Source organism: Roseovarius sp. THAF27, assembly GCF_009363655.1.
Classification (GTDB): Bacteria; Pseudomonadota; Alphaproteobacteria; order Rhodobacterales; family Rhodobacteraceae; genus Roseovarius.
The window spans coordinates 2,923,012-2,944,418 of sequence record NZ_CP045393.1; the positions used below are offsets into that span (position 1 = coordinate 2,923,012).

A 21,407-nucleotide genomic window follows, 5' to 3' on the forward strand; every position below is an offset into this window, starting at 1 on the left:
GAGGACCCAAGAAATGAAGAAACTGATTGCAGCCGCATCCATTGCGCTCATGGGCCTGGCGGGCACCGCTGGCGCCCAGGACAACTACCCCGAACGCCCCGTCATGCTGATGGTCAGCTACGGCGCCGGCGGCGCCACCGACTTTCAGGCGCGCATCGTCACCATGACGGCCGGCAACGAGGACGCTCTGGGAATGCCCATCGCCATCGTCAACAAGCCCGGCGCGGGCGGCCGCGTCGGCTGGAACTGGCTCGCCACCCAAGTCGATGCCGATGGCTACACCCTGGGCGCCTACAACGTGCCCCATTTCATCGCCCAGTCCATTGAGGGCGGCGTCGACTACAGCACCGACAGCTTTGAGCCCATCGCCAACTGGGGCGCCGACCCGGCGGTCTTCGTCGTGGGTGCCGACAGCCAGTTCAACTCGATGGAAGACGTGGTGAACTACGCCAAGGAAAACCCCGGCGGCCTCACCTTTTCCGGCGCCGGGCTTTATGTCGGCCACCATATCGCAGCCCTTCAGCTTGAAAAGGCCGCGGGCGTCAAACTGGCCTACATCCCCAACAACGCGGGTGGTGCCGGTGCCATGAAGGCCGTCATCGCTGGCGACGTGCTGGGTGGGGTCAATAACCTCTCCGACGCGTTCCGCGCCGAAAAAGCCGGCAACGTCAAGATCCTCGGCGTCTTCGACAACGAGCGCAGCGACTTCCTGCCCGATGTGCCGACGATGAAGGAACAAGGCTATGACATCGACAACGCCTCGGTCAATTTCCGCGGCGTGATGGTGCCCAAGGGCACGCCCCAGCCGATCATCGACAAGCTGGCCGAGATCGTCCCCGCCATGTTCGAGAACGACCGCGTCAAGGGCAAGATGGAAGCCGGCGGTTCGCCCATGCACGTCATGACCCGCGACGAGGTGATCGAGATGTGGGCCGCCCGCGAGGAAACCCTCAAGGAACTGCTCTCCGGCCTCTGAGCCCTATATCACCGGCGCGCGCACCATCCATTGCGCGCTCCTCACAAGAAAGGTTTTGCACCATGAACGCCCCCGATCCCATCGCAGACCTGGACGCTATAATCGCCCGCGCCCGCGCGGCCCAGGCCCGGTACGAGGCCGAGGGCAGCCAACAGCGCTACGACCGCGCCGCACAGGCCGTCGCATGGGCGATCATGGAACCGGCACGCAACCGGGAGCTGGCCGAACTGGCCGTCCGGACCACGGGCTTGGGCAACGTGCCCGACAAGATCACCAAGAACCACCGCAAGACGCTGGGTCTCATGCGCGACATCAAGGGCGTCACCACCTATGGCGTGATCCGCGACGACGCCGCCACCGGCATCACCGAAATCGCCCGGCCCAAGGGTGTCGTCGCCGCGATCGTGCCCTCGACCAATCCCGCCGCCACGCCCGCCAACAACATCATCAACGCGCTGAAATGCGGCAACGCCATCGTGGTGGCTCCCTCGCCCAAGGGCGTGCCCAGCTGCGAGAAACTGATCGAATTCATCCATGCCGAGTTCGCCAAGATCGGCGAGGACCCCGAGCTTGTCGGCATGGTTCCCGCGCCCGGCTCCAAGGACAAGACCCAGCGCCTGATGGAAACCTGCGACATGGTCGTCGCCACAGGCAGCCAGAACAACGTGCACCGCGCCCAGACCTCCGGCACCCCCGCCGTCGCCGTCGGCGCAGGCAACGTCACTGTCATCGTCGATGAAACCGCCGATCTCGATGCCGCCGCCGAAAAGATCCGCGCGTCTAAAACCTTCGACAACGCCACCTCCTGCTCCTCTGAGAATTCAGTCGTCGTGGTGGAGGCCGTGCGCGACGCCTTCATTGCCGCCATGGCCCGCGCCGGCGGCGCCGTGGTCGAGGACGAGGCCGCCATCGTCGCAGCCCTCTGGCCCGACGGTCACCTCAACCGTGCCGTCATCGCCCAGGACGCCGACAAGATGATCGACGCGCTGGGGCTGTCGGGCAAGGTCCCCGAGGGCACCGAGTATATCGCCGTGCCCACCGCCCGCATCGGCCCGGAAAACCCGCTCTCGGGCGAGAAACTCAGCCGCGTCCTCGCGCTCTATTCGGCCAGGGATTTCGACGACGCCCTCCGCATCACCCGCGACATCCAGCTGTTCCAAGGCGCCGGCCATTCCGTCGGTCTGCACAGCACGGACGACACCCGCCCTATGACCCTGGCCCGCGCCATCCCCACCAGCCGCATCATCGTCAACCAGGCGCATACCTTCGCCACCGGCGGCGCCTTCACCAACGGGATGCCCTTCTCTCTGTCCATGGGCTGCGGCAGCTGGGGCGGCAATGCCATCGACGAGAACGTCCATTGGAAACATTTCCTGCAATCCACCAAGATCGTGCGCGAAATCCCCGCCAATGAGCCCACTCTAGACGATATCTTCGCCGACTACTGGAAGGCTGCGGGCCAATGAAGCTTAGCCGCGACACACCGCCCCAAGGCACCGTCCGCGACTGGCTCGCCGCCCGCGCCGACCGGGGCGGCACCGCCTTCGTCTTTCCCGAGGACGGCAGCCATCTCGACTGGCCCGCCCTTCAGGACGCGGCCCTGTCGTTCGCCCGCGCCCTCACCGCCCGCGGTGCCGCGCGCGGCGAAAGCGTGGCCATCGTCGCCCCCAACAGCCGCGACGGCCTCGTCGCGCTCTACGGCGCGCTTGCGGGGGGCTTTCGCGCCACGATGATCAACCTCGCCGCAGGCCGTGACGCCATCGCCTACGCGCTCGAACATTCCGAGGCCCGCTTCGGCTTCGTCCGCGACGCCTGCGCCGAGCAGTTCGCCGCCGCCAACACCGCCGGCATCGCCCCGGTGCCCCTGTCCGAGCGCGCCAGCGCCGACCTGCACCCCGTCACCCCCGACGACCACGCCCTGCTGATGTACACCTCCGGAACCACGGGCCGCCCCAAGGGCGTGCTGCACACCCATGCCAGCCTTTTGGCCGGGGGCTGGACCACCGCCATCGCGCATGACCTCTCCGAGGCCGACCGGGGTTTCTGCATCCTGCCAATCTACCACATCAACGGCCTCTGCGTGACCGTCATGGGCAGCCTCGTCTCGGGCGGCTCGCTCGCCGTCACCTCGAAATTCTCCGCCTCCCGCTTCTGGGATCAGGCGGCAAAGGCCGAAGTCACGTGGTTTTCCGCCGTGCCCACCGTCATCTCGCACCTGCTGCACGGCACGGACGAACCCGGCCCCGAGGTCCGCAGCCGCCTGCGCTTCGGCCGCTCCGCCTCCTCGGCGCTGGCGGTCGAGACTCAATCGGCCTTCGAAACCCGCTTTTCCGTGCCCATCATCGAAACCATGGGCCTGACCGAAACCGCCGCCCAGATCCTGTCGAACCCCCTGCCGCCCGCCACCCGCAAGATCGGCTCGTCCGGCATGGCCTATGGCTGCGAGGTCCAGATCCAGGACAGCACCGGCGCCGCCCTGCCGCCCGACACCGAAGGCGAGATCACCGTGCGCGGACCCAACGTGATGCAAGGCTACCTAAAGAACCCGGATGCCACCCGCGACACCTTCCGCGACGGCTGGCTGCGCACCGGCGACCTCGCTCGCATGGACGCCCAGGGCTATGTCTTCGTCACCGGCCGCCTGAAGGAGCTGATCATCAAGGGCGGCGAGAACATCGCCCCCCGAGAGGTCGACGAGGCGCTCTACACCCATCCCGACGTGATCGAGGCCGCCGCCTTCGCCCGGCCCTGCACCACCTATGGCGAAACCGTCGAGGCGGCGGTGCGCATCCGCGAGGGCTCTGTTCTCGAGGGTGCGGACCTGATCGAGATCTGCCGCAACCGCCTCGGCGCGTTCAAATCCCCCGACGAGATCCACTTTCTCGACGAGTTGCCCAAGGGTCCATCGGGCAAGATCCAGCGCCTGAAACTCGCCGATATCCTCGAACCGGCGAACCGCTGACAGAACGTCCCGGAACCACTCTGCACGCCGCTTTCAGCATTCCGGGAGCGCCTTTCGGAACCCCGTCCCGGGCTTCACCCGGGACCTCAGGCTCGGCACAAGAGGCCCCGGCTCGCAGTCCGGGGCGGGCTTGCAAACAGCACCGTGCCGCAATCGCTCGCGCCGGTCGCGCTCCGAAATTCCTGCTTCAGCTAGGGGCATTGCGCCCGCATGACCCGTCTCGACCCTCCCGAATCACCAGCTCTGCTCCATAGTGCAGCCAGTTCGACGCGCTTGCATGTCTTGCCGGCACAGCGCCTGTCCGTCCACCGAAGCACCCGGCTCTTTTTATTGCCTCAGATACTCCCGCCAAAGGTTTCCGCCGCTCGCGACCACTCAACCTGCCGCGTCTCACTCATTGTCAGCGCAGACCCGTCCCGGGCTTGACCCGGGACCTCCCCGCTCAAAACAAAAGGCCCCGACTCGGGAACCGGGGCGCACAGGAAAGCGGCAGCGGGTGCGCCCCCTCACACCCCCACGTACCGCTCCGACACATCCGGCGTCAGGTCCGCCATCGCGCCCGTCCAGACCGTCTCTCCCCGCTCCATCAGCACCGCGCGGTCCGCCACCTGCGCCAGTTCCCGCACTGACTTGTCGATCACCAGCAGCGCCATTTCGGTGGCGTCCCGCAGCTGGCCCAGCGCCGCCCAGATCTCGGCACGCACCAGCGGCGCCAGACCCTCGGTCGCCTCGTCGAGGATCATCAGCCGAGGGTTGGTCATCAACGCCCGCCCGATCGCCAGCATCTGCTGTTCGCCGCCCGACAAAGAGGCTGCCACCTGCGCCGATCGCTCTTCCAGCCGGGGAAACAATTCCGCGACGCGCGCGCTGTTCCACGGTCCGGGCCGGGACGCCGCCAAAAGGTTCTCCGCCACTGTCAGATCCCGAAAGCACCGTCGCCCCTCCGGCACCAGCCCGATGCCCAGCCGCGCCGCCCGGTGGCTCGGCAGAGCGTGCAAGTCGTGACCGTCAAAATACAACTTTCCCTGGCTCGGGATCATCCGGCAAATCGCCCGAACCGTCGTGGTCTTGCCCATCCCGTTGCGCCCCATCAGCGCCACGGCCTCGCCTGCTTCCACCTCCAGGTCGACCCCGAACAGCGCCTGGCTCACACCGTAATGCGCCTCCAGCCTCTCGACCCGCAGCAGGCTCATGCCTCCTCTCCCAGATAGGCGTCGCGCACCGCCCGGTCGGTCCGGATCTCCGAGACCGTTCCCGTCGCGATGATCCGGCCATAGACCATAACGCTGATCCGGTCCGCCAGGGCAAAGACCGCGTCCATGTCGTGCTCCACCAGCAGGATCGGCGCCGTGCCACGCAGCTCGCTCAAAAACCCTGTCATCCGTTTCGAGCCTTCCGCCCCCAGCCCCGCCATCGGCTCGTCCATAACGAAGGCTCGAGGATCGACTGTCAGCGCCATCGCCACTTCCAGTTGCCGCCGCTGCCCGTGCGAAAGGTCAGCGCACAGCGTCGCCGCCGCATCGGCCAGCCCTACCTGCGCCAGCGCCGCCTCTGCCCGGCCCCGTAATTCAGCATCGTCCAGCGCCCGCCCGAAAAACCGCCAGGGCCGCGCGGTGGCGCCAAGCGCGCCCAGCAGCGCATTCTGCAGAACCGTGTCCTCCATAGCCAGCTGCGACACCTGGAACGTCCGAGCCAGCCCGGCTCTCGCCCTGGCCGCCGCGCCAAGCCGCGTGACATCCCGACCGCCCAGCAGGACCTGCCCCGCATCCGGCCGCAGAAGACCACAGATCTGCTGGATCAGCGTAGACTTGCCCGCGCCATTGGGGCCGATCACCGCATGGATTTCCCCCGGCTTCAGATCGAGCGCGATGTCCTCGCTCGCCGTAAGCGCGCCGAACCGCTTCGTGATCCCCCGCGTCTCCAGCACCGGCTCAGTCATGCGCCACGCTCCGCCCCGCCAGGAGCCCCACGAGGCCGCCGCGTGCAAAGAGTACGATCAACAGCAGGATCACCCCCAGCCAGATCAGCCAGAACTCCGTCAGTCCGCCCAGCCAGTGCTCCAGCAGAACGAACACAGCCGCGCCCATCACCGGGCCAAACAGCCGTCCGACCCCGCCCAGGATGACGAGGATGATGATCTCGCCCGAGAACTGCCAGCTGAACATCGTCGGGCTGACGAAGCGGTTGAGGTCGGCAAAAAGCGCCCCCGCCAGCCCGGTGATCGCGCCCGAAATAACGAACGCCACCAGCTTCAGCCGCACCGGGTTCAGGCCCACAGTCTGCACCCGCACCGGCACCTGTCTTGCGGCGTTCAGCGCTAAACCGAAAGGCGACCGCATCAGCCGCGCGTTCAGCCACAAGACCGCACAGAGGATCGCGAAACAAAGCCCGAAGAACTGGATCGGCACCAACGTGTTCAGTCCCGGAAACCCATTGCGCACATAGATCGACAGGCCGTCCTCGCCGCCATAGGCGCTCCACGAGATCGCGAAGTAGAAAAACATCTGCCCGAAAGCCAGCGTGATCATGATGAAATAGACCCCGCTCGTGCGCAGGCTCAGCACCCCGATCACCAGCGCCGCCAGCGCAGAGGCCACGACGGCCACCAGCCAGATCACCGGCATGGACTTCGTACCTTCGATCAGCATCGGCCACTCGGCGACAGCGGTGTAGGTCTGCGCATGATGCGCCAGGATGCCCATCGCATAGCCGCCGATGCCAAAGAACACCGCATGGCCCAGGCTCACCAGCCCGCCCAGTCCCAGCGCGATGTTCAGCCCCACCGCGGCCAGCGCCAGGATCGCCACGCGCGTGGCCAGCGTGATCGTGAACGGCTCGTCGACCGCCAGCGCCCACAGCGGCACCGCGACCAGCCCCGCCAGAACCGCGAGGTTGATCAGGGCCTCCCGCCTCATGCCCCCGATCATGCCCTGGCTCCGAACAGGCCCGTGGGCCGCCAGACCAGCACCACGCTCATCAGGATGTAGATCGCCATCGACGCCAACGACGCCCCCACCTGCGTACCCGCCGCCGGCTCCATGAACAGCTTGAAGAACTCGGGCAGGAAGATCCCGCCCAGCGTGTCCGTCAGCCCCACCAGGATCGCACCCACGAAAGCGCCCTTGATCGAGCCTATCCCGCCGATCACGATCACCACGAAGGCAAGGATCAGCACCGGCTCGCCCATGCCCACCTGCACCGACTGGATCGCGCCCACCAGCGCGCCCGCCAGCCCCGCCAGTGCCGCGCCCAGCGCAAAGACCAGCGTGTAAAGCTTCGAGATATCCACGCCCAACGCCGCGATCATCTCGCGATCGTTTTCGCCGGCGCGGATGCGAATACCTACCCGCGTCCGCTCGATCAGCAGCCACAAGCCAATGGCGACCGCCAACCCGATCCCGATCAGCGCCAGCCGGTAAAGCGGGTACTGGATGCCGCCGGGCAGCGTCACAGGCCCCGACAGCGCTTCGGGAATATCGAGATAGAGCGGGAAGGACCCGAAAAGATACCGCGTCCCTTCCGAGAAGATCAGGATCAGCGCGAAGGTCGCCAGCACCTGGTCCAGGTGGTCGGTGGCATATAAGCGGCGGATCACCGTGACCTCCACCAACGCGCCAACCGCCGCCGCGACGGCCAGTGCGGCGCCCAGCGCCAGCAGGAAGCTCCCCGTTGCCGCGGCGACCGCAGCGGCGGCGAAGGCGCCGACCATGTAAAGCGAGCCATGCGCGAGGTTGATCAACCCCATCACCCCGAAGATCAGCGTCAGGCCCGCAGCCATCAAGAACAGCATGACTCCGAACTGAACCCCGTTCAGCACCTGCTCGATGATCAGAATGCTCGACATGCGCGCCGCTTGCTCCTCCGCCGTTTCCGTGCCCGCTGCGGCTGGCTTAAACCATGCCGTCGCACCAAGGCCAAGCCCTTCGCCGGTCCTTGGAGCAGCAGCACATGACACGGCAAGCGGTTGGATCCCGTCCTGCGAGACGCGGCTTTCTGCGCCTCTGGCTCCGGGCGGCTCGACATCGGGCCGATTCCGACGGTACCGACTCGCGCCGCCCTCTCGAAGAACGGTAATTGCCGAACCTGATTTACGAGTAAATTCAATATCTTGCAGCTTAACTACATCTTAAACCCAACCCCATAGCATCGCGCCAACACCTCTTTTGCAGTGTGAAGGGTCCCGCATGACAGATACAGACACTTCGGTCGGAGAAGCACCGCTTGACCTTCCGGAAAGACTTGATTTCGCCGCTTGCGAAACGCTGGCGACAAGCCTCGAAACCCGGCGCGGATCAGACCTGCGCCTGCAGGCAGGCCAGGTCGGCTTCCTCGGCGCGCTGGCGGCGGAAATCCTGCTGCGCGCGCGACTGCAATGGCAGCACGATGGCGCTGCGTTCGATCTTGCCGATCCCTCTCCCGATTTCCTCCAGGGACTGGACCGCCTCGGCATTCCCCGACACGCCCTGATGCAAGAGGATTCCGCATGACCCGCATCCTTGCCGTCGATGATTCCCGAACCATGCGCAGCATGCTGCAACAGACGCTGACCGGCGCCGGATTCGAGGTGGAACTGGCCGAGGATGGTGTCGATGGTCTCGAACGCCTCCCGACCGCCACGCCTGACCTTATCATCACGGACATCAACATGCCGCGGATGGATGGGTTCGGTTTCATCGACGGGGTTCGCAAAGGCGCGCATGTGTCCAGCGTGCCGATCCTCGTACTGACAACCGAAAGCGGCGATGCGCTCAAACAACGCGCCCGCGAGGCCGGCGCTACAGGCTGGATCGTAAAGCCCTTCGACGAAGAGAAACTCGTCCAGATCATACGTCGACTCGTGGTCTGAAGGAGGGCGCGAACCATGAACGATCTCAACCAGATGTTCTTTCAGGAATGTGACGACCTGCTGGAACAGCTTTCTGCCGGGCTGAACGACCTCGAGGCCGGGGCGGGCGACGACGAGACCATCAACAGCATGTTCCGCGCGGTGCACTCCATGAAGGGAGGCGCCGGCGCTTTCGGTCTTGATCAGCTGGTTTCCTTCGCGCACGCGTTCGAAAACGTGCTCGACGACATGCGCAGCAACCGGCTGGCTGTGGGCGACAGTGTCGTCAATCTCCTTCTCACGGCCAGCGACCATCTCGCCGATCTGGTCGAGGCGGCCAGCCAGGGAACGGTGCTGTCCGCCGAACAAGGCGCATCCATCCTGAACGACCTCAAACAGGTCAGCCTTGCGGCGAATGGCGCTTCCGGCTCGGATGAGGATAGCGCCGAGGAGTCCGTTGAACCGGACTTTCAGCCGACCTTCCTCGCGATAGATGGCGAGTTGCCTTCCCTGGACGACATGGGATCGTCCGATAGCGGCGGGCCGGTGACCATCCGCTTCAAGGCATCGCCGCAGCTCTTCGCGAACGGCCACGATCCCGCAATCCTGTTCCGTAGCCTGGAGGCGTTGGGAACGCTCCGGATCGAAGCCGAGCTCGACGCGGTACGACCACTTTCCGATGGGCCGTGGTCCGTCCCGGCTTTGAGCTGGACACTTGACTTCCGCGCCGACGATGCGGTCGACGAGGCCGCAATTCGCGAAGTTTTCGAGTTCGTCGAAGGTCTGTGCGAGCTCGAAATCTCCGCGCCGCTCGACCTCACATCCGCCTTGCCTTCCCTGCCGGAACTGTCGGACCCGCTTTCCGCCGGCCCGGACGCCACCGACCCCGACGCGCCATGCGAGGTGACGTCAAATGCCGGGGCCACATCCGTTGCCGCTGGTGCACCACCTGCAGACAGCGGGGTGGCACCCCCGCCTGCCGGAGCCCCGAGAACGGCAAATTCCCGCACCAGCACCATTCGCGTTGACCTCGACCGGGTCGACCGGCTGATCAACCTCGTGGGCGAACTCGTCATCGCCGAGGCCATGCTGCGGCAATCGATGGACGAGATGTCCGGTTCCGGCAACGGTGGCGTCGACGAGGCGATGAGCCAGCTCAAGACACTCTCCGGTGCGATCCAGGAAAGTGTCATGGCGATCCGGGCCCAGCCTGTGCGCAGTCTTTTTCAACGCATGTCCCGTATCGTCCGCGAAACAGCCCGGGAGGCCGGGAAATCGGCGCGCCTCGTGACAGTGGGCGACGCGACCGAGGTCGACAAGACCGTTACCGAACGCCTGGTCGAGCCGTTGACGCACATGATCCGCAACGCCATCGATCATGGCCTCGAGACACCCCAGGCACGTCGCGACGCCGGCAAGGATGACCGCGGGACAGTTACGCTCGAAGCCAGCCACAGATCGGGCCGGGTGGTCATCGTCATCAAGGATGACGGCGCTGGCATCAACCGTCCGAAAGTGCGCCAGATCGCCATCGAGAAGGGTCTGATACGCGCCGAGGACGACCTCAGCGACTCCGACATAGACAACTTGCTGTTCCGTCCCGGCTTCTCGACCGCGGGCGAGATCTCCAATCTCTCCGGCCGTGGGGTCGGTATGGATGTGGTCCGCAACGAGATCCAGTCCCTTGGCGGCCGGGTCAGCTTGCAATCGGTGCCCGGGCGCGGCACCTCCGTCACGGTATCGCTGCCACTTACGCTCGCGGTTCTCGAGGGCATGGTCGTAAAGGTTGCCGATCAGTCCCTGATCGTGCCGACTTTGCCGCTTCGCGAGATGCTGCAGCCTGGCCAGGCCAAGGTGCACACGCTGTGCGATGGCGACAACGTCCTGTCGCTGAACGGCGAAATGGTTCCGATCAAGGATCTCGGCGCCGCTCTTGGCTTTCGCGCCGCGCCTGTCGGCCTAGACAGTCAGTCCCTTCTTCTGATCGAGGGAGAGACGGGGCACCGCTACGCGCTCGCCGTGGATGGCATCGCCGAGCAGCGCGAGGTGGTGATCAAGGGCCTCGAACAGAACTACCAGAAAATACCCGGAATCGCGGCGGCAACGATCCTCGGCGACGGCAAGATCGCACTTATCGTAGACACCGACCAGATGATTGCACCACCGGGTCAGGGCGGATGGGTCGATCGCGCCTGGCCAGACGCCACAGGAGATATTCATCATGCGTGAAGCCCAAGCCGAAACAAAGACCGCCAACCGGGTGGAGATCGTATGCTTCACGGTCGAGGACCAGGATTTCAGCATCGAGATCTCGCATGTTTTGGAAATCCGGGGGTGGACCAGCACCACGACGTTGCCTCATGCGCCGGATTTCGTGGTCGGAATGATGAACCTTCGCGGCACGGTCCTGCCGGTCGTCGACCTCTCGTTGCGACTTGGCTTCGGCAAGACCGAGCCCGGCAAGCGGCACGTCATTATCATTGCCCAGATCGACGACAAGATCGTCGGTTTCCTGGTCGATGCGGTTTCCGACATCATCACCGTTGACGAAGCCCAGATGCAGGCGACGCCCGACGTGTCCTCCTCGCGCACCCAGGCTTTCATCCGCGGGGTCCACTCGCTGGATGACAAGCTCGTGCGCGCCATCGATGTGCGAGAGGTTCTGCCACAAGAGGCTCCGTTGAGCGCATGAGCGACGAACCGCAGGTCACTGCACCGCCCCTGATCAGTCCCAACGATTTCACGATCGTCGCCAACCTGCTCAAGCGGATGACGGGCATTCACATCGGAAGCAACAAGCGGGCAATGGTGTCCGGCCGCCTGGCCAAACGGCTGAAGGCGCTGGGCATCGGCTCGGTCGAGGCATATTGCGACTGGCTGCAGACCCCCGGCAACGAAGCCGAGCAGGATGCCTTTGTCTCCGCGCTGACCACGAACATGACACGATTCAATCGCGAAGAACACCACTTCAACCATCTCTCCGAACGTGTTCTTCCCCGGCTGACGGAGGCCGCAAGGTCCGGCCGCCGGGTGCGCTTCTGGTCCGCCGCCTGCTCGACCGGCGAAGAGGCCTTTGATCTCGCGTTTCGCCTTCTCGAGATCTGCCCCGAGGCGGCGCGCCTCGACCTGCGCATCCTTGCGACTGATATCGACAAGTCGGCCCTCGGCACTGCGCGTGCCGGGCTCTATCCGACGTCCAGCCTGTCGGACCTGCCCGAGTCGCTTGCCGATCGCTACGTTGACCGCGCGGACGCCCCCTCCGGCATGGTGCGTGTTGCGTCCACAGCCCGAGACCTGATCACGTTCCGGTGCCTGAATCTGAACGCCGAATGGCCGTTTCAGCGCGGGTTCGATGTCATCATGTGCCGCAATGTGACGATTTACTTCGACGAGGCGACCCAGATCCGCCTGTGGGAGCGCTTGGCAGACCGCGTCGTGGCCGGTGGCGCCCTCTATGTTGGCCATTCCGAAAACCTGCCCGAACACATCGCCACCTCGTTCATTCAACAAGAGCGTGGCGCCTTCTGCCGCCCTGCCGCCGCCGTGTACCGACAAGCGTCAATGCTCAGGGTCGCAAAGGACGCCGACGGGCATCGCACAGACATAAATGGAGGCCTCGGATGAGCCTGAAAGACAAACTGCATATCCTTGTCGTCGACGACATGTCGACCAGTCGCGGACTTCTCACTCAAGCTCTCGACGAACTCGGGATCAAGAATTACCGCACCGAGGCGGATGGCCACACCGCCTGGAGCAGCCTCGCCTCCAAGCCGGTGCACCTCGTGATCTCCGATTTCAACATGCCGCGGATGGACGGGCTCCAACTGCTCGAAGCGATCCGCTCGCACCGCGCCATCGCGAGGACCGGCTTCATCCTCGTGACAGGTCGCGCCGACAAGGAGATCCTCGAGCGCGGGACGCGGTTGGGGATGAATAACTACCTCAAGAAGCCGTTCCAGACCGCACAGTTGAAGGCTTGCATCGAAAAAGTCGTCGGGCGCCTTTGAGCCAGATTTCCCGAAAGCAGGAGCGTTCCGTGTCTTTTTCTTCCATCGCCCGCATTCTCGAAATTCTCGCCGACGAGACGGACGATCTTGCGGCCATCGCGGAAAGGCTCGACGCCTTGATCCCCGAACTGGTCGCGCATCTTCCGGAGCATGGCACCTCCGACCTGCGCGACCTGCAGCGCGTCGATGCTCTCTGGCAGCATTTGAGAGACATTTCCCGGGTTCTCCAGACGCTCTCAAGCATGACGGCGGCCGACGCGCCCGTCGATCTCGCGCCCCTGATCGCTCAGGTCCGGCTCGACTATTTCCGGCATCGGCTTCTGGATGATCCCGTGAAACCCGCTCTCGGGCTGGGAGATGGCCAGCCGATCCTGTTCTGAAACCCCCGCGGTGGAAGTGAGCCGCCTGCCTCTGAGAGGACCACGCCATGCAACAGAAAACAAGAACAAGCGACCGCGCGACCATGCCGGGCGGCGAGGTTGATTTTCCGCGCGAACAGCTCCTGGCTTCCGCGACCGACACACGCGGCGTCATACGCTACGCGAACTCGGAATTCTGCAGGGTTGCGGGAATGTCGAAAGAGGAACTGGTCGGCGCGCCACACAAGGTGGTCCGCCACCCCGACATGCCGCGCGGCCTGTTCCACTTGATGTGGCAACGGCTTCAAGCCAGGCTTCCGGTCTGCGCCTATGTCAAGAATGCGTCCGCCGACGGCCGCTACTACTGGGTCTTCGCATCCATCACACCGACCCGGGACGGTTATCTGTCGGTAAGGATCAAACCCGGAGCCGATTTCTTCGAGTTCACGCGCGACATCTATACCGACGCGCTTGCCGAAGAAGCACGCGGCCTTCCGCCGGACAAAAGCGCCGAATATCTGGTGAAGCGCCTGTCGGAAAAGAACTTCCCCGATTTTGAATCATACGCATTCGCAGCTCTGAATGCCGAGTTCTCCCTGCGCGAGGATATCGACGAGACCGCCGATGCGGACCTCCGCAAAATCTCGAAACTGACCGATATGATGGCTGAGGCCGAGGCGCTTGTGCACAAGATAATCTCGATTTTTCAGCAAGTTCGGGGCGAGCCCATCAACTTGCGGATTCTCTCCAGCCGGCTGGAGGGGGCAGGTGTGGCGATCGGCACAATTTCAAAGAACTACGAGACGATGTCGGACGACATGTACCAAATGGTCGACAGGCTGCGCTGTGACGACACCGGGCTGCTGGTGCGAATGCGGGCCGCCCTCGCCCATGCTCACAGCGCGTCGCAGATGTCGGCGCTGATGGACCTGACAGCGAAGCAGTCAGCGTTGAAGCACAATTCCTCCAATCGCGGGCACGGCGGCCGGGAGATACTTCATGCGCAGGCCGAGTCCCTTTCCGAGATCAGCCGCGCCGCGGTCTCCGATGTCGCGACCTTGGGCAAGATCATTCCGGACGTTTGTCGCCAATTGCGACGTCGAATAAACGGGCTCGATCTGGTCAAGCTTCTGTGTCGGGTCGAAAGCGGCAGAATGAGCGACATAGACAGTGGACTGCTCGGCATCATCCACCGCCTGGAGCACGCGCATCACCAGACCGACCGTCATCTGGCCGCCCTGTCCGCGACCGCAATTCAGATTGATTCAACGTCAACGGCACTCTGAGCCGCGCGGGTTCAGAGGATATTAAATCTTATCGACGAACATACGGAGCAATCCGACCACTTTCCAGAATCCGGAGGGAAAATGAAACATACAGTCAGCAACTTCGCAATCGCCTGGATGCTCGCTTCTGGCGCCGCCGCGTCCGGCGATTATGACGCGGCGCTCAAGGATCTCGCGAACACTACCATCTCAGAATGGGTAACAGACCCTCTCGTGCTCGAGGTACTTCGCATTCAGAATGTCGCGCACGAGAACCTTACAGAAGGCGAGATCATTGCGCTCGATGCCACTTGGCGAGAACAGGTCATCTCCGGCGGCACCCTCGTCGACAGCATCCTGTCGAACGGCCTTTCCTCCCACCTTCGGGAGATACAGGCGCAAGGCGCCGGACGTTACACCGAAATCTTCATAACCGATGCCCGCGGACTGAATGTCGGCCAGAGTGACGTGACCTCCGATTACTGGCAAGGCGACGAGGATAAGTGGCAAGTGCCACATGCCACGTCCGGCATTCACATCAGTCCCGCCGAGTTCGACGAGTCATCGCAGGCATACCAAAGCCAGATCAGCCTTCCGATTTTAGATGATGGGACCTTCGTTGGGGTGATAACCGTCGGCGTCGACCTCGAACTGCTCACCGCCACCAATTAAACCAGCCTTCTCACGGGAGCCAAAGATGACAATGACCGCCCCTATTGCCGGCCCCAATCCTGGTCGGATCAAGACCGCTTTCGCGGCGCTCAGCATCCGCGCGAAGCTTGCCGTCGCTGTTGCCTTGGGCTTTCTCGCAACCTTCGCTGTCAGCTTCGTTTTGCTCAATATAAATCTCAAGTCCATGAGCATCGAGCAACAAGTTCAAGATGAGCTTTTCATCGCGAATATGCTGGCCAACCAGATGCGAGCCCCGATTCAGTTCAAGGACGGAACCCGTATTGCCGAGGTCTATGCGTCCGCAACGGAACGTGATGCCTCTCTTATCGCAGTCGAGGTCTTTCATGTATCCGGTGAGCAGTTGGCCGAATACGCGGCCAGAAGTACTAAACTGCCTCAGCTCCGCGCATCAATGGCAAGGGCTCTGTCCGAAAAAGAACTTGTACGCGCTGCCGAGGGCAATACGAACACTGTTGTAGTTCCGGTCAAGGCAAAAGATGGCAATACGCTTCTTGGCGCGGTCGCCTTCGTTTGGGACAAAAGCACGTTTATCGCCGCGCAAAAGATGCAAATCCTCGAGGTCCTGGGTATCAGCACTGCGGTCGCGGCCGGTGGCCTTGCGGCGATCGTTCTAGCCATCTCGCATCTGGTGACCGGGCCAATCAAGTCTCTGAGCAGCGCAATGCGTGCGGTCGCGGGCCACGACTACACCGCGGGCATTCCCGGGATCAACCGCAGGGACGAAATTGGCGTTATGGCGCAAGTACTTCAGCAATTTCGTGATACACTGGCTCGTGACGAAGCCGAAACCCGGATCCGGCAGGAATCGACGACTCTGAGGCAGAATCTTTTGCATCACCTTGGAGAGCGTATGTCCCGCCTTGCATCCGGACGGACCGATTGCTCGATCAATCTCGGCGACTTCGAGGGGCTCGACTCCGACCACATTGAAATCGGCAAGAATTTCAACGAAGTCGTGGCCAGCCTTCGCAAGATGCTCACGACGATCGTGTCCACCGCCGAAAGCGTACGCACCAGTTCGCAGGAAATCTCCGAGGTCGCCGAGGACCAGTCGAAACGGTCCGAGGCGCAGGCTGCGACGCTGGAAGAGTCCGCTGCGGCCATCGAGGAATTGAACAACAGCGTGCAGACAACTGCTACACTCGCTGTCGATGCAAACGAACGTATCGCGGACAACAAGAAACGTGCGGCCACTGGCGGCGACGTCGTGGGTAAGACAGTCAAGGCCATGCGCGACATCGAGGAGTCGTCTCAACAGATCACCGCGATCATCGGTGTCATCGACGACATCGCGTTCCAGACGAACCTTTTGGCGCTCAATGCAGGCGTCGAGGCCGCCCGGGCGGGCGATTCCGGCCGCGGATTCGCCGTCGTGGCCTCCGAAGTCCGCGCTCTTGCACAGCGCGCCTCGGACTCGGCCAATGAAATCAAGGAATTGATAATGCGTTCCAGCGAACACGTTACCGAGGGAAGCGATCTTGCCAACCAGGCCGGCGCTGCGCTGAGCGACATAATCGATGGCGTCAACCACGTGTCCGACCTGGTTTCCCAGATTGCCACCGGATCCAGCGAACAGGCGGCAAACCTGGCGGAAATCAAGGAAAGCGTGACAGAACTCGACAAGGTGACGCAACAAAACGCTGCGGTGATCGAGGAGTCCTCCGCAGCCAGCCGCAGCTTGAGCAATGAAGCGCAGCGCATGACGGACATCCTGCGCCAATTCAGTCTCGACGAATTGAGCGAAGGCACAGCCCCGTCCGCGCTCCAAACCTCCGCATCCGCGCAAAAGACAGGCTGGGAAGACGAAATCGCAAGGACGGAACCGCAGAACACGTCGGCAGTCAAGATTGCCGCACCAGCCGTTTCCTCCGCCGCCGTGAACGGACAGGAAGACTGGCATGAATTCTGATCGCACGTGTGCTTTGGCACCGTGCGAGGAGGTCTCATGACACATCTTGGCAACCGCGCAGGATCGCGGTCGAACATGACCGACGCATCTGATCCCGGTTCGATCGAAGGCGCCGTCTTCGTTCCTCTGTTTCAGGGCGAGACCCGAATTTCAGACCGTCCGGAAGAAGTCATGACCACCATTCTGGGCTCCTGCATCGCAACCTGCATGTGGGATCCCGTCGCCGGTGTCGGAGGCATGAACCATTTTCTGCTTCCGGGCGACACCGGAGATCGCGGAACCAACATGCGTTACGGCGTCAATGCCATGGAACTTCTGGTCAACGGCCTGCTCAAGAAAGGCGCGGACCGCACGCGCCTGAATGTCAAGATCTTCGGCGGCGCAAAGATGTTCGAGGGCGGCGCGGAAATCGGTGCGAAGAATGCCAGTTTTGCCGAATGGTACCTGTCGAACGAAGGCTTTAAGATCACGGGTAGCTGCCTTGGCGGATCCCGCGGGCGCAAGATCAGGTTCTGGTCGGCGTCAGGTCGGGTCCAACGATGCTTCATGTCGAACATCAGCGATCCGATCATCGCATCGCCCGTCCGAAACAAGCCCAAAAACACACCATCGCAGGGCGATATTCAGCTGTTCTAGGCACTTGCCAACCTGATGTGCCCCAATCGGCAATCGCCCTCGCCTTCACGCCGGTTTCAGCAGTGCTGAATTACGGGGCGTTCGAGACACCGTTGTAGAGGCTTGGCGGCAACTCACGGCATTTGGAAAACCGAGGTTCACGTTCAGAATGATGCCGGCCGCAGGGATCCGCAAAGGCGTCTTCGGTCAGATGCCACATCGACCCGTTCGGGCCGCGCCGTCAATTGTGATCACGCGGAACGCGCACGTCCCAGTCAAGGTCGCGCACGCAGGTGTCGTCGAGAAACGCCTGCAACCGCGCCTCGATCCGGTACTCGCTCTTGTCAGCGGTCAGTTTTGTCCACGTCACCGTGCGAACCATCCATTCGTCGCGCCGCATCTCGTGGGTCCAGGTCACCTCTCCCTCCGCGGACGTCGGGTCATCGGGAAGGATGGTGTAGCGTTCCGCGGCTTTCGCTGCGTGGAAAAACTCCTGCCGCCGGATCGTCGCCGCCCCCTCATCGTCGACCACCTCGATCAACAGCCGTCCGGTGTCCGCATCCTCCGAGATCGACCATGACGCGGACGAGGCTCTTTCCACCTCGAGTTCCAGCGGCTCGGCGGCCCTTGCCGGACCGAACGCATCAACCGGCACCGGCGCCGCGCTGCAAAGTGGCAGGTCAAGCCGGCATTCGCCCGTAAGAACCGTCAGCGTCACCGGTTCGGGCGCCGGCCACGCGATCGGGAAATAGCTTGTGGACAGCCCCAGACGGATGCGATGTCCTGCACGGAATGTCTGGGCGACATGCTTCATCGGCACGGTGACGGTATAGGTCTGTCCGGGCTCGAGCGTTTCGGGATGCTCGTGACTGTCGCGATGCGTCAGGTTCAAGAGCCCATAGCTGACGCGTGTTGCCGCCCCGTCCGGGGCCACATCCATCAGCCGCGCGGCAACCTGCGCCACGGACCGGTCCACCTGGAATGTCATCGAAAACGTCGGGTCGCCGACCATGTGCCGGTCGTCTTCCAGCGGCTCGGTCTCAAACGTCAGGCTTCCCGCATCTTCGCGCCTTTGGTCCCCCGGTTGGTCGCCCGGATGACCGTAAGAGCACCACTTGCCGCCGTGCTGCCCGACCCAAAGCGGTGAACACAGCTTCAGCGGCTCGCCCGGCCCGGCCCGGCCCAGCCCGCCATCCGACGAAAGCGCGAAGGATGTCCGCGTGATCTGCGCCGAGGGCCATGATGCAAAGTCGATCCAGTGCCCCGACCGTTCCTCGTAACAGGTTTGCGGTTTGGCGTGATCCTGCAGAAAGACGCGCAGATTCGCCTCGTCGGCAATCCCGGTGTCCTGTCCCTTCAGCCACTGGTCCCACCATCGCGTCTCTTCCGTCAGCCAATCTATGGCCGGCCCCGGTTCGCCCAGATGCGGATAGCGATGCGACCACGGGCCAATCAGCCCCTTGACCGGGGCTTTCAAGTTCTCGACGAGTCGGAAGACCGCCCGGCAGTACCCATCGGCCCAGCCGCTGACGGCGTAGACAGGCACCTCGATATCCGAGAAGTTCTCGCAGACCGACCCGTGTTTCCAGAACGCATCGCGCCTTTGGTGCTGCATCCAATTCTCCAGCCACAGGCCGGATCCGTCCAGTCGCTCTTCCCACATCGTCCGCCAGCGGTCGCCCACATGCGCCGGGTCGGGCGGCAGGGTGTTGATACCGAACATCACCGACGCCCAGGACAGGTGATCCCCAAGCAGCGTGCCGCCCATGTAGTGGATATCGTCGGCATAGCGATCGTCGGTCGAACAGATCGTGACCACCGCCTTCAATGCGGGCGGGCGCAGCGCCGCCAGTTGCAGGCCGTTGAATCCGCCCCAGGAAATACCGACGATCCCGACCCCGCCATCGCACCAGTCCTGCGCGGCGATCCAGGCGATCACGTCACATCCATCCTGCAGCTCGATGTCGGTATATTCATCCGTCATCAACCCTTCGGATTCGCCGGTTCCCCGCAGGTCGACGCGCACATAGGCATAGCCCTGCGCCGCCATCCAGGGCGCCCGCGCATGGTCGCGCTCCAATGTCTTGTCATTCTTTCGATAAGGGATGAATTCCACGATCGCGGGCACAGGCAGGTCCTCTGAACCTTCCGGCATCCAAATGCGGGCGGCCAGCCGCGTGCCGTCAGGCATCGGAATCTCCAGGTGCTCGATCTCTTGGATGGTCTGCGGCAGCGGATGATCGATCTTCATGTCAGCGTCCGGATAGCGTCTTCAGGGAGGTGTCCAGCGTGGGGCTACTGCCTCTACTGCCCGATGTCCAGCCGACACCGGGCAAGGGAAGGTCCCAATCCAGCGCGGAACCCGCTCTGTCGACGATCAACCGGAAACTCAAAGAAACCGGGCAGGCGAAACCGCTTGAAACGGCTTGCGCTCTGCCGCCCTACTCCACGATATCCGTGAACTCGTAGTTCAGCCTCTTCATGACCTGCTCGTAATTCCAAAGCAGCTTCGACTGTTTCTGCGCCCCCATCCAGACCGACGCCACCGCATAGCTGTAGGCATCCTGCTCCGGCAGTTCCGACAGTTTCGAACCCTTGCTGACATAAGAGGTGATCCGCGTGCCCTCGACCTGCTCGGCGGCGACCTCGACCTCGGCGCGCGAGGGGGCGCGGGCCACCGTCGCGTCGTTGAAGAACACCCGGTAGAAGAATTCCGCCGCGACGGTTTCCGGCCCTTCGCCCTTGGGCATGTCCGGCTTGCGGCCCAGGCCAAGATCGACCGTCACCTGCTGGTGGCTGACCCCGTCGACCATCTCGAAAAGGTCGCAATGCGATTGCGCGATGCGCGTGTTGATCTCCAGCAGCCAGATCTGGTTCTGCACCTCGTCCCAGTAATACTCGATGTTGAACCCGGCATTGTCGTACCCGATATGCTTCATCACCGTCTTGGTGATCTCGGCCATCTGCTCCTGAATGCGCGGCGGCAGGGTCGACGGGTAGAGGTAGTAGAAAAAGCTCAGCACCTGCGGATAGCGGATCGAATCGACCACGCCGTACGGGACGACCTCGCCTTCGTACACATAGCCCTCGACCGTGCATTGCCGCCCGCCGATCACCCGCTCGGCCATGCAATAATGCCCCTCCACGGCTTTCACGTCATCGGGCAGATTGGCCTGGTTCAGGACATAGTTGAACGGCTCGGAAATCTCGTTGATCTCGGCGCGGAAAGCCTCGGTCGCATAGGCGAAATCCTCGGGGCTGTCGATGCGGAAGCCCAGGCGCGACCCCGACGACTTGATCGGCTTCACGAAGAACGGAAACCGCAGGCCGGCCTCGCCGATCTTGGACAGGGCCTCGTCGTCGAACGGATCGAAAGCGGTGAAGTTCGGCACGTGATCGGGAATGACCTCGGCCATAACCTTGCGCGACCAATATTTGTGCTCGCATTTCAGCAACGATTCCAGCGATGCGTTGCGCACACCGTATTTCTTGCACAAAAGCGGCAGCATGGTGGACACCGGAAAGTCGATATACCCCACGATGGCGTCGATCGACCCGTCGAAGGCGTCCAGCGTCTCCTCGGCCCGGCGCAGCATGTCAGGGATGTCGAAAATCTGCGTATCGGATACTTCCGCAGAGGTGAGCAGCGGGTGGAAATTCACGTCCTCGACGCCGCGAAGGCGCTTCAACCGTTCCGCATTAAGATCGTTCAGTCCAACAACGAAAACGTTTTTTGTCATATCGTTCCCCCGCATCTCAACGCCGTTGCGACGGCGTTGTTCCCTGTCAATTGCGC

Annotated in this window: 20 protein-coding genes; 14 read left to right on the forward strand and 6 right to left on the reverse strand. The window is 63.1% G+C overall.

Annotation, left to right across the window (positions count from 1 at the left end):
• The first annotated feature begins 13 nt into the window (after positions 1-13).
• The 3 genes from FIU89_RS14680 to FIU89_RS14690 all read left to right on the forward strand — a co-directional run bounded on the left by FIU89_RS14680 (position 14) and on the right by FIU89_RS14690 (position 3,938).
• A complete protein-coding gene (locus FIU89_RS14680; RefSeq protein WP_152493288.1) occupies positions 14-976 on the forward strand; it encodes a tripartite tricarboxylate transporter substrate binding protein in 963 nt (320 codons plus the stop codon).
• A 62-nt stretch (positions 977-1,038) separates the two neighbouring features.
• Positions 1,039-2,442 (forward strand): aldehyde dehydrogenase family protein, encoded by a 1,404-nt coding sequence (locus tag FIU89_RS14685; RefSeq protein WP_152493289.1) that lies wholly within the window; start codon positions 1,039-1,041, stop codon positions 2,440-2,442.
• Positions 2,439-3,938, forward strand: coding sequence for an AMP-binding protein (locus FIU89_RS14690; RefSeq protein WP_152493290.1), 1,500 nt, complete (start codon positions 2,439-2,441; stop codon positions 3,936-3,938). Before FIU89_RS14685 ends, FIU89_RS14690 begins: the two co-directional genes overlap by 4 nt.
• A gap of 506 nt (positions 3,939-4,444) precedes the next feature.
• Here FIU89_RS14690 and FIU89_RS14695 read toward each other — a convergent pair.
• The 4 genes from FIU89_RS14695 to FIU89_RS14710 are packed head-to-tail and all read right to left on the reverse strand — an operon-like array spanning position 4,445 to position 7,782.
• Positions 4,445-5,131 (reverse strand): ABC transporter ATP-binding protein, encoded by a 687-nt coding sequence (locus FIU89_RS14695; protein ID WP_152493291.1) that lies wholly within the window; start codon positions 5,129-5,131, stop codon positions 4,445-4,447.
• Positions 5,128-5,877 carry an ABC transporter ATP-binding protein gene (locus tag FIU89_RS14700; RefSeq protein WP_152493292.1) on the reverse strand — a complete coding sequence of 250 codons (750 nt, stop codon included), beginning with the start codon at positions 5,875-5,877 and terminating at the stop codon, positions 5,128-5,130. The genes FIU89_RS14695 and FIU89_RS14700 overlap by 4 nt, the downstream gene beginning before the upstream one ends.
• A complete protein-coding gene (locus tag FIU89_RS14705) occupies positions 5,870-6,853 on the reverse strand; it encodes a branched-chain amino acid ABC transporter permease (RefSeq protein ID WP_152493293.1) in 984 nt (327 codons plus the stop codon). Before FIU89_RS14705 ends, FIU89_RS14700 begins: the two co-directional genes overlap by 8 nt.
• An 8-nt stretch (positions 6,854-6,861) precedes the next feature.
• Positions 6,862-7,782 (reverse strand): branched-chain amino acid ABC transporter permease, encoded by a 921-nt coding sequence (locus tag FIU89_RS14710; protein WP_152493294.1) that lies wholly within the window; start codon positions 7,780-7,782, stop codon positions 6,862-6,864.
• A gap of 340 nt (positions 7,783-8,122) precedes the next feature.
• Here FIU89_RS14710 and FIU89_RS14715 point away from each other — a divergent pair, with 340 nt between their 5' ends.
• The 11 genes from FIU89_RS14715 to FIU89_RS14765 all read left to right on the forward strand — a co-directional run bounded on the left by FIU89_RS14715 (position 8,123) and on the right by FIU89_RS14765 (position 17,632).
• Entirely contained in the window at positions 8,123-8,425 is a 303-nt protein-coding gene (locus FIU89_RS14715) for an STAS domain-containing protein (RefSeq protein ID WP_152493295.1), read from the forward strand.
• On the forward strand, positions 8,422-8,784 hold the full coding sequence (locus tag FIU89_RS14720) for a response regulator (protein WP_152493296.1): 363 nt from the start codon (positions 8,422-8,424) through the stop codon (positions 8,782-8,784). The genes FIU89_RS14715 and FIU89_RS14720 overlap by 4 nt, the downstream gene beginning before the upstream one ends.
• Before the next feature lie 15 nt (positions 8,785-8,799).
• Positions 8,800-10,992: a chemotaxis protein CheA gene (locus FIU89_RS14725; RefSeq protein ID WP_152493297.1), complete on the forward strand. Its 2,193-nt coding sequence runs from the start codon at positions 8,800-8,802 to the stop codon at positions 10,990-10,992.
• Complete coding sequence (locus FIU89_RS14730; protein ID WP_152493298.1) at positions 10,985-11,455, forward strand: chemotaxis protein CheW; 471 nt, start codon at positions 10,985-10,987, stop codon at positions 11,453-11,455. The genes FIU89_RS14725 and FIU89_RS14730 overlap by 8 nt, the downstream gene beginning before the upstream one ends.
• Positions 11,452-12,387: a protein-glutamate O-methyltransferase CheR gene (locus FIU89_RS14735; RefSeq protein ID WP_152493299.1), complete on the forward strand. Its 936-nt coding sequence runs from the start codon at positions 11,452-11,454 to the stop codon at positions 12,385-12,387. Before FIU89_RS14730 ends, FIU89_RS14735 begins: the two co-directional genes overlap by 4 nt.
• On the forward strand, positions 12,384-12,770 hold the full coding sequence (locus FIU89_RS14740) for a response regulator (protein ID WP_152493300.1): 387 nt from the start codon (positions 12,384-12,386) through the stop codon (positions 12,768-12,770). The genes FIU89_RS14735 and FIU89_RS14740 overlap by 4 nt, the downstream gene beginning before the upstream one ends.
• Positions 12,767-13,150 (forward strand): hypothetical protein, encoded by a 384-nt coding sequence (locus tag FIU89_RS14745; protein WP_152493301.1) that lies wholly within the window; start codon positions 12,767-12,769, stop codon positions 13,148-13,150. The genes FIU89_RS14740 and FIU89_RS14745 overlap by 4 nt, the downstream gene beginning before the upstream one ends.
• Positions 13,151-13,197: 47 nt before the next feature.
• Complete coding sequence (locus FIU89_RS14750) at positions 13,198-14,415, forward strand: PAS domain-containing protein (protein ID WP_152493302.1); 1,218 nt, start codon at positions 13,198-13,200, stop codon at positions 14,413-14,415.
• A gap of 81 nt (positions 14,416-14,496) precedes the next feature.
• On the forward strand, positions 14,497-15,066 hold the full coding sequence (locus FIU89_RS14755; protein ID WP_152493303.1) for a PDC sensor domain-containing protein: 570 nt from the start codon (positions 14,497-14,499) through the stop codon (positions 15,064-15,066).
• Between the two features lie 25 nt (positions 15,067-15,091).
• A complete protein-coding gene (locus FIU89_RS14760) occupies positions 15,092-16,996 on the forward strand; it encodes a methyl-accepting chemotaxis protein (protein WP_152493304.1) in 1,905 nt (634 codons plus the stop codon).
• Between the two features lie 75 nt (positions 16,997-17,071).
• Entirely contained in the window at positions 17,072-17,632 is a 561-nt protein-coding gene (locus tag FIU89_RS14765; protein WP_152493305.1) for a chemotaxis protein CheD, read from the forward strand.
• 220 nt (positions 17,633-17,852) lie between these two features.
• Here FIU89_RS14765 and FIU89_RS14770 read toward each other — a convergent pair whose 3' ends face one another.
• Entirely contained in the window at positions 17,853-19,862 is a 2,010-nt protein-coding gene (locus tag FIU89_RS14770; protein WP_152493306.1) for a CocE/NonD family hydrolase, read from the reverse strand.
• Between the two features lie 190 nt (positions 19,863-20,052).
• Positions 20,053-21,351 carry an acetyl-CoA carboxylase biotin carboxylase subunit family protein gene (locus FIU89_RS14775; protein WP_152493307.1) on the reverse strand — a complete coding sequence of 433 codons (1,299 nt, stop codon included), beginning with the start codon at positions 21,349-21,351 and terminating at the stop codon, positions 20,053-20,055.
• Positions 21,352-21,407 lie beyond the last annotated feature (56 nt).